Genomic DNA, 7,395 nt, shown 5'->3' with positions numbered 1-7,395 from the left:
CTTGGCCATCGATATTGCTGACGATATTTTTATCGGGTAATACGCCACGATAAAGGTATCGCGACAGGTACTTTAGTGCAGACAGCCCTTTGCCAACGTGTTGACAGTTTACCACCCACTTTTTGGTGATTGAGGTTGGTAGTATGAGACTCAGTTTTGTCAGATACACCAGCAGTCTTGCTCGCCACACTTTGGCCAGGTTAAAGGCGTTAAACAGGTATTTACCCTTGTGTTTTCTCCACTGTTTTTTCGCTTTATCGAAGCTACCCGCAGGGATAATGAAATGGATGTGAGGATGAAAGTCACGCCTTCGGTTATGGGTATGCAGCACGCCCGTAAACCCAATCTCACCACCGATTTGCTTTGAGTTTTTAGCGAAGTCTTTGAGCACGCTGGAGGCTACCGAGAACATGGCTTGATACATCATTTCAGGTTGGTGTTTAGTGACGTTTCGTAGTTCATAAGGCAAGGTGAACGTCACCATGTAATATTCTACGGGCAGGAGTTTAGCTTGCTGTTTGTTGAGCCAGTCTGTCGTGGTCTTGTGCTGACATTGAGGGCAACTGCGATGACCACATGATAGCGGGAAATCAGCAGTATGCGTGCAGCTTCGGCATGCCCAATGGCTGGTTCGCTCAGTATTGCTGCGACAATTAAGCATGGCGAAAATCGCTTGGCGCATGGATGATGTCATTTGACCATCATAAGCCTGATTAAAGTCATCAAGGTGGTCGCGTAAAAGTTCAATGAACATCATAAATCGCACTCCCATTTGAGCTCCAAATTATCAGTCAGTTGGTTAACAGATAGGGCGGTATTTTTGCGAGTGATAGTGGTGAGGCGGGTATAGCGGGCGGTGGTATTAAGGCTGTTGTGACCGAGCAGAGTTTGCACTGAGCGCAAATCTAGCCCTTGTTCTAACAAATGAGTGGCGTAGCTGTGGCGTAAATTATGTGGGCTGATGGATTTGTGAATATTACACTCACGGATAACCCGTTTTAGCGCCTTTTGAATGCCGCCTTTATCTATCAATGAATCAGGCTGGCTATCTTTGCCTGGAAAAATCAGTCGAGGGTGGCGATGAGTTTGCCAGTAATATCGCAGTGTTAATAAGGTCCGTTTGGGCAGCGGAACTAACCTATCTTTACCGCCTTTAGCGTTACGAATATGTACCTGCATCATCTGTGAATCGATATCACCCACTTGCAGTGAAATTGCTTCACCAAGGCGCAGTCCCAAACTGTACAAGGTGAGAAAACACACTTGATATCGCAGCTTATGAGTAAGACTAATAACGCTAGAGATTTCAGCAGGGGTGAGAACATCAGGCAGTCTATGGACTTGCGGCGGCTTAACAATATTAAGCCACTCCCACTGTTGATTAAGCACGTGTCGGTAGAAAAACTGTAAGCCATTACGGTCGAGCTTCACGGTGCTCCACGAATGTGAATCAATCAAACTGGCAAAGTAGCGCTTTAAGTCATCCGTTGAAAGGTTATCAGGGCAAGCATCGAAATAAGCACTAATGCGCCTAACGGCGCGACTGTAAGCATCGACGGTCGCAGGCCGCTTGCCTTGCAGGGTTAAGTTGGTAAGATGTTGTTCATAAAGAAAATCAAAGCGTTGTTGCTCGTGTGTGTTCATCGTAATACTCCTAGAAAGTTGCCAGGGTAGGCAGGGTCTAGTAAGTATTTAAGATGAGAGAATAAAGGTGAGTTTTTATCTTTTCTGCCGCAGAGCGGCTTCGTTCAACAAGTTGTTAGAGTTCGACAAAATACAGTTGGCTATTTTCGCTTCGCTCAAGTTTAGCCGACAATATTTTGCGCCTTAACAGGGGCGTTAGCAGCCTCAGGAGGAGGCGGTATGAAATCAACACAAACATATTGGAACCCATTGGATAAATCCAGTGACAATGAATGGGAGTTTATTTCCGGTTCTGACGGAAATTTAAGTCAAATTACCTTAGCTCAAAACAGCATTAACGGAGATTATACAAGGTTAACTCGCTTCAAAGACGGTTATGATACAAAGGCTTTCGGGGCAAAAAGTCACAGTTATCCCGAGGAAATATTCGTAGTTTCTGGTCGTCTTTATGACGAGGCTTTTGATATGTGGCTTGAACCAGGTTACTACGCTAGCAGACCTCCGGGTGAAGTCCATGGCCCATTCTTAGCTGATGGTGAGGTAGTTATTCTTGAAATGTCCTATCCAAGCCAAGGCTCCGACAGCTAACGGATAAAGGGGGCGTAGCGAATTAGGGCTTTTGAATTAACTGAGATACTTTTTCTAATCAGCACTCTTTAACGATAGCCTTTGCTCTAACTTGATTTTGTCCACAAACGAGTTAAAGCTTTATTGTTAAAGCTCAAAGTGTGGGCAGTAAACTTCGGTGATAAATACTTTCTCCTAGAATGAACTTTCACCTCTCTCAATAGCCAAGAAAGACTTAAAGTCTATTTTGGCTATTTAGGTTAGGTGTCATTTAGCCGGATTTATATTTAGTCATTTCCGGTGTACCAATATTTCAATATGGCTTCTGCGGGTTTGCCGCGAATCGATTGTGAAATATTGGGAAAGCCTTCCTTGCTTGGAATGAGTGTTTCCGATAACCAATAGCCTGTGTGAATATCAACGCTGGAAATTTCAAAACTATCTTGGTCGGCGATGGCCTGCATAATACCTTCTATACCGATTGCCTGAACTGAAAAGTCAGTCACGAACGAGTTTTGAATACAGCTATCAATTGTGCCATCGTCTAGTGTTTCGCTGGTACAAAAACCATCCTCCTTCCAACCCGATAGAAAGAAGTCATCACGGCTTTGTACTTGGATATTGAGTGTAATGGGGAGCTCAATATCCGACTTGCCATGCCAGCAAGGCTGGAAACTATCTGAACAGTATATTTGAGACTTCATGTTTATGAATGATTCAAGGGTTTTACTTTTTACGAGTTCAGGAGTTAAGTTAGCATTTTCTTCAGCGGTAAATTGAGTACTGCCGCCAGCATTCATCGCATTGATTAGCAGGCTATCGACACGGGAGAAAATACGCTCATCATTAAATACATAACCAATTTGTCCCCATACTATTTCGCCGTCAAAGTTGGCTCTAATATCATCGATAATCTCTGCAAAACGTTCAATGTAATAGTCTTTTAATTCATCGGTAGAAAGAACAATGTTCATTGCATTCCAGTCAGCGGCTATGCCTTTCATTCCAATTTCTTGCGCGTGTTTAGCCTGAGTTACCATGTTGTGATGATGAGCATCTAATATCTGTTTAAGTTTTTCCATTGTTACCGCTTCGCCAAGCTCAACCAGGCTGTCAAAGTCGGTGTTGTTGGTAGTAAATTGCCAAGCGTAGTAAATATCGATATCCAGTATTGCTGCTTGTTCAACGACATAATCAACGTATTTTTGTGGAATGTGGTATTCACTTTGGTCCACGACCCATAATTCATTTTCAGTGTTCCAGCGACCATAGTTATAAAGCCATGTTCTTTGGGCACCAGTTGCTTTCATTGCTTGTAATGCTTCTAAGTACATTAGTTTAACGTACTCATCTTGAGAGCAATCCCCCTGATTACCTTGACCTAATGCACCCCAAAGCAGAACAGGGGAGTAGTCTTTAAAACTGATCCCTCGGACAATATGACTTGAAAGCTGATTGTTGGGTGTTGGTAACTCAAATTGGCCAAGAAACTCTGCTGGGTACTCTGCATTGTGGGGGTTACTGCATGTTGCCGCTGTAGGTGGGGGAGTAGTAGGTGGAGTCGGTGTATCTGAGCTAGGTGATGAATCGCTTCCTCCACCACATGCTGTGACTAAGGTGAGCAGCGCAATGAGTGAATAACTTTTTGTTTTTTTGAACATTAAAACCTCTGTTGTTCTTATACTTATGTATTACACATTGAAGTTGAAAATGTCCTTATTCATACAACCCCACGACCTTATGCAATTGCACTTAGGCTAGTAGCTTTGCGCCTATTAACTTTCATTAATAGTTGCCAGTGGCTGATAGTACAAAAGGTTGATAAAAATAGCGAATAACTTTGCGCCACTGTTAATTTTTGTCGCAATTTAGTGGGGCGGCGAGTGAAATTCTCAGCGATATGTATCTAGCATTCATTTTGCTTTTATGCTGGTTACACCGATAGGTGATAAAAATAAATTATCATTTATATAATTATTGATAATTTTAAGTTTTAGTTGGCGGTACCTATAATCTCTTCATCGAAATGAGTAACCCATTACACAGTAAAGAGTGGAGCAAGATTATGAAGATGAGTCATGTAGGTATTATGGTAGGGGATATGGATCAAGCTGTTGAGTTTTATACTAAAGCACTGGGTCTAAAATTGGTTATGGGGAACACCAAAGTTGTTGAAGAGCGTGAAACCGCTATTGGTAGAATGTGTATTGCTGTTTTTGGTGAAGGATTTAAAGGTTTTAATATTGCTCACTTAGTAACAACAGATGGCATTGGTGTTGAATTGTTTGAGATGGTCGATCGCCAAGAACGTCATGAAGTGGATTTCTCACGTATTGGCATTTTCCACTTCTCATTACAAACAGATGATTTTGCAGGCGCCATTAAGCGTATTGAAGAATTTGGCGGTAAGGTTAGAATTGATATCATGCGTTATCATCCAGAGGACGATAGCAAGCAAGCGAAAATGGTTTATTTGGAAGACCCATTCGGTAACTTGTTTGAGCTTTATTCACATAGCTATGAAGAAACTTACGCATCTGATTATGACTAATTGGTAGTGCCTCAATGAGTTTAAAAAGGGTTAGCATGGCTAACCCTTTTCTTTACCTATCACTTTGTAGTTAAGTTACGTGATCCGTGTCACGCTAGTGCGGTTCTTAGATCGCTTTAGCAGCACATTGTGTAACTAAATTAGATTAACTGCTTTTAATCTACCTGCCTACTCGTATAATCCGATTCCGGCTTGAACCTCATGTTTATGGCCAAATTAATGCAAGCCGATACATGGACATGTGACCAACCCACGGAGCTGGACCGGCAAAACTATGTAAGTTTTAGATACTTCTATCTTGTATCAATGGCCGGAAAACTCAAATCGATCGACAAATATCACCTGTGACTTCTTGGGTGGCTTTTGCCGACATTCAATGTCGCTTTTTTCAAAGCGTCTTCTACGCCAACACTCGATAGAAACTACCGACAACTTACACTTTTAGCTCTATTAGGGATAAATAATGTCGTTGTTAATTAGCTTTTTCGGAATTGGTTTTCTAATCCTGTGCGGATGGATTTTCTCAGAGAATCGAAATGCCATTAAATGGCGCACTGTAGTCGGTGCATTTGCCTTGCAAGCTGCGTTAGCGGCATTGGTGCTATATGTGCCTATGGGGCAGAATATTTTGGGCACGGTGAGTCAAGGCGTGGCCTCTGTATTAAGTTTTGCCGATGAGGGAATTAATTTTCTGTTTGGTGACCTTGCAACTAACAGCTTTGTATTTGCTATTCGCGTACTTCCTCTTGTTATCTTTATCAGCGCGTTAATTTCTATGCTGTATTACTTCGGTATCATGCAATGGGTAATTAAAATTATTGGTGGCGGTTTACAAAAGCTTCTTGGGATCAGCCGCGCTGAATCTTTGGTCACTACTGGTAATATCTTTTTAAGCCAAGGTGAATCACCGCTACTTGTTAAGCCTTTTCTACCTAAGATGACTCGCTCAGAGCTATTTGCGGTAATGACAGGTGGTATGGCGTCGGTTGCGGGTAGTGTACTTGGTGGCTATGCGGGGCTCGGTGTTGAGCTTAAATATCTTATTGCGGCAAGCTTTATGGCTGCGCCTGGCAGCTTGATGATGGCGAAATTATTAGTGCCAGAGACTAGCAATATACAGCATCAACAAGAAGTTGATATGAGTAAGAGCGAACATGGCAACGTAATTGACGCGCTTGCGTCTGGTGCTATGAATGGTATGCGCGTAGCGGTGGCTATCGGTACCATGTTACTTGCCTTTATCAGTGTCATCGCAATGTTCAATGCTGGAATTGAGCAAGTCGGTAACTGGTTTAACTTTGATGGCGTGACTATGCAAAGTTTACTGGGCTATATCTTTGCACCAGTTGCATTTTTAATTGGTGTGCCAGTGAGTGAAATGATGCTAGCGGGTAGCTTTATTGGCCAAAAATTGATTCTCAATGAATTTGTTGCCTTTATGGACTTCACCACAATTAAAGATCAGCTTTCACAGCACTCACAAGTCATTATTACTTTCGCTTTATGTGGTTTCGCTAATATTGGCTCGATTGCTATTCAGTTAGGCAGTATCGGCGTGATGGCACCTGAGCGTCGCGGTGAAGTGGCAAATCTTGGTTTAAAAGCGGTATTGGCTGCTACTTTGGCTAATTTAATGAGTGCTGCGCTGGCGGGTATTTTTATCAGCTTATAACCCGTTAGTGATACTATTTATATGAAACAAAAAAGAGCAGCTAAGCTGCTCTTTTTTCATTTTAAAAATCAATATCCAGTGGTGGTTTGCTGAATCAGAACCAGCACTTTAGTGGTTGTGAGCTTGGCTTTGGTATTTTTGCATAACATCTTGTGCCACTGCTTGACCCCATTGCTGGCCTGCCATCATAGACTCTTGAATAATACTAGGCTGTACTTTTATCAGTTTCTTACCCGCCGGCGTATCATAAAACGCATTTAGCGCTTGCACTTCCTCCTCAGTTAAGTATTTCTGATAAATAGGTACGGTCATTTCAACTAAGTCTTCAGGATTAAACTCAGCCATATAATCTGTCCAGAAGCTTTCTGGCGCATCGGGGATAATATTTTTTAGCGCAGGCAGCATTTGCTTCATTGCTTGGATTCCTAGCTCCCCAGCTCCGGTTTTTTGCATTAATTTTTTAACACTTTCTGCAGAGGCTTGCTCGGCAAAGGTGACATTCGAAAAGGTAATAAGTGCAACTAAAGGCAAAAAAGCGAGTTTCATCATTATTAACATCCAGCTGTTAGGTATTGGAAAAATAAAAGCGCTGTTTAGCGCGGAGAATAGTGAGGCTATCCGTAAAGTAGTGTGTTGCAGATTAACCAAATTCAACGAAATCAATATGCGGATTATCGATACAAACTTGCATACTACTTATGTCGTCAAGCACCACTAAGCACTCTTTGTTGTCAAGCTCGGAGCCTGAAACTGCTTGGCAATTTAGCTTTATACAATGTTGAATGTTGGCGTTTCTTTGAGTATCTATAGCTTTGCCTATAATTATATCGCCGTTATTCATCACTAGCTTAACGGGGTAATGATATATACATGTAGTGGTCAAGTAAAACTGGACACGGACTTGTACGTATTCCAAAATCTTCGTTCAGATTCATTTGGGGTCAAGCCGCCATTATAACTA

Annotated in this window: 8 protein-coding genes and 1 riboswitch; of the genes, 3 read left to right on the top strand and 5 right to left on the bottom strand. The window is 42.2% G+C overall.

Annotation, left to right across the window (positions count from 1 at the left end; genetic code table 11):
- Together L2748_RS22430 and L2748_RS22425 are read right to left on the bottom strand one after the other, a co-directional pair.
- Positions 1 to 757: IS91 family transposase (locus tag L2748_RS22430; RefSeq protein ID WP_248957768.1), on the bottom strand; the 757-nt coding region annotated here is incomplete at its 3' end.
- A complete protein-coding gene (locus L2748_RS22425) occupies positions 754 to 1,644 on the bottom strand; it encodes a tyrosine-type recombinase/integrase (RefSeq protein WP_220783262.1) in 891 nt (296 codons plus the stop codon). The genes L2748_RS22430 and L2748_RS22425, both read right to left, overlap by 4 nt.
- A gap of 219 nt (positions 1,645 to 1,863) precedes the next feature.
- On the opposite strand from L2748_RS22425, the gene L2748_RS22420 reads away from it, so the two are divergent.
- The gene (locus L2748_RS22420; protein ID WP_220783263.1) at positions 1,864 to 2,232 is read left to right on the top strand and encodes a cupin domain-containing protein; all 369 of its coding nucleotides are present in this window, start codon (positions 1,864 to 1,866) and stop codon (positions 2,230 to 2,232) included.
- Positions 2,233 to 2,498: 266 nt separating this feature from the next.
- On the opposite strand, the gene L2748_RS22415 is transcribed toward L2748_RS22420, so the two are convergent.
- The gene (locus L2748_RS22415) at positions 2,499 to 3,872 is read right to left on the bottom strand and encodes a hypothetical protein (RefSeq protein ID WP_220783264.1); all 1,374 of its coding nucleotides are present in this window, start codon (positions 3,870 to 3,872) and stop codon (positions 2,499 to 2,501) included.
- Positions 3,873 to 3,931: 59 nt separating this feature from the next.
- Positions 3,932 to 4,018: riboswitch (cyclic di-GMP riboswitch) on the bottom strand.
- A 258-nt stretch (positions 4,019 to 4,276) separates the two neighbouring features.
- On the opposite strand from L2748_RS22415, the gene L2748_RS22410 reads away from it, so the two are divergent.
- Positions 4,277 to 4,762 carry a VOC family protein gene (locus L2748_RS22410; protein WP_220783265.1) on the top strand — a complete coding sequence of 162 codons (486 nt, stop codon included), beginning with the start codon at positions 4,277 to 4,279 and terminating at the stop codon, positions 4,760 to 4,762.
- A gap of 463 nt (positions 4,763 to 5,225) precedes the next feature.
- Positions 5,226 to 6,434 carry a NupC/NupG family nucleoside CNT transporter gene (locus L2748_RS22405; RefSeq protein WP_220783266.1) on the top strand — a complete coding sequence of 403 codons (1,209 nt, stop codon included), beginning with the start codon at positions 5,226 to 5,228 and terminating at the stop codon, positions 6,432 to 6,434.
- A gap of 108 nt (positions 6,435 to 6,542) precedes the next feature.
- Here the strand turns inward: L2748_RS22405 and L2748_RS22400 are convergent, their stop codons facing one another.
- Together L2748_RS22400 and L2748_RS22395 are read right to left on the bottom strand one after the other, a co-directional pair.
- Entirely contained in the window at positions 6,543 to 6,983 is a 441-nt protein-coding gene (locus L2748_RS22400) for a DUF2059 domain-containing protein (protein WP_246616280.1), read from the bottom strand.
- Positions 6,984 to 7,074: 91 nt separating this feature from the next.
- Positions 7,075 to 7,275 (bottom strand): Rho-binding antiterminator, encoded by a 201-nt coding sequence (locus L2748_RS22395; protein WP_220783267.1) that lies wholly within the window; start codon positions 7,273 to 7,275, stop codon positions 7,075 to 7,077.
- Between the last annotated feature and the right edge of the window lie 120 nt (positions 7,276 to 7,395).

Origin of the sequence: Shewanella sairae (genome assembly GCF_023283535.1) — a bacterium.
Classification (GTDB): domain Bacteria; phylum Pseudomonadota; class Gammaproteobacteria; order Enterobacterales; family Shewanellaceae; genus Shewanella; species Shewanella sairae.
The sequence above is the reverse complement of the archived record's forward strand: the minus strand, read 5'-3'. Positions and strand labels throughout refer to the sequence as shown.

Bases quoted from the DNA above. Each gene is read 5' to 3' on its own strand.
- L2748_RS22425 (WP_220783262.1), bottom strand. From the start codon at position 1,644: ATGAACACACACGAGCAACAACGCTTTGATTTTCTTTATGAACAACAT.
- L2748_RS22400 (WP_246616280.1), bottom strand. From the start codon at position 6,983: ATGATGAAACTCGCTTTTTTGCCTTTAGTTGCACTTATTACCTTTTCG.
- L2748_RS22410 (WP_220783265.1), top strand. From the start codon at position 4,277: ATGAAGATGAGTCATGTAGGTATTATGGTAGGGGATATGGATCAAGCT.
- L2748_RS22420 (WP_220783263.1), top strand. From the start codon at position 1,864: ATGAAATCAACACAAACATATTGGAACCCATTGGATAAATCCAGTGAC.
- L2748_RS22405 (WP_220783266.1), top strand. From the start codon at position 5,226: ATGTCGTTGTTAATTAGCTTTTTCGGAATTGGTTTTCTAATCCTGTGC.
- L2748_RS22395 (WP_220783267.1), bottom strand. From the start codon at position 7,275: ATGAATAACGGCGATATAATTATAGGCAAAGCTATAGATACTCAAAGA.
- L2748_RS22415 (WP_220783264.1), bottom strand. From the start codon at position 3,872: ATGTTCAAAAAAACAAAAAGTTATTCACTCATTGCGCTGCTCACCTTA.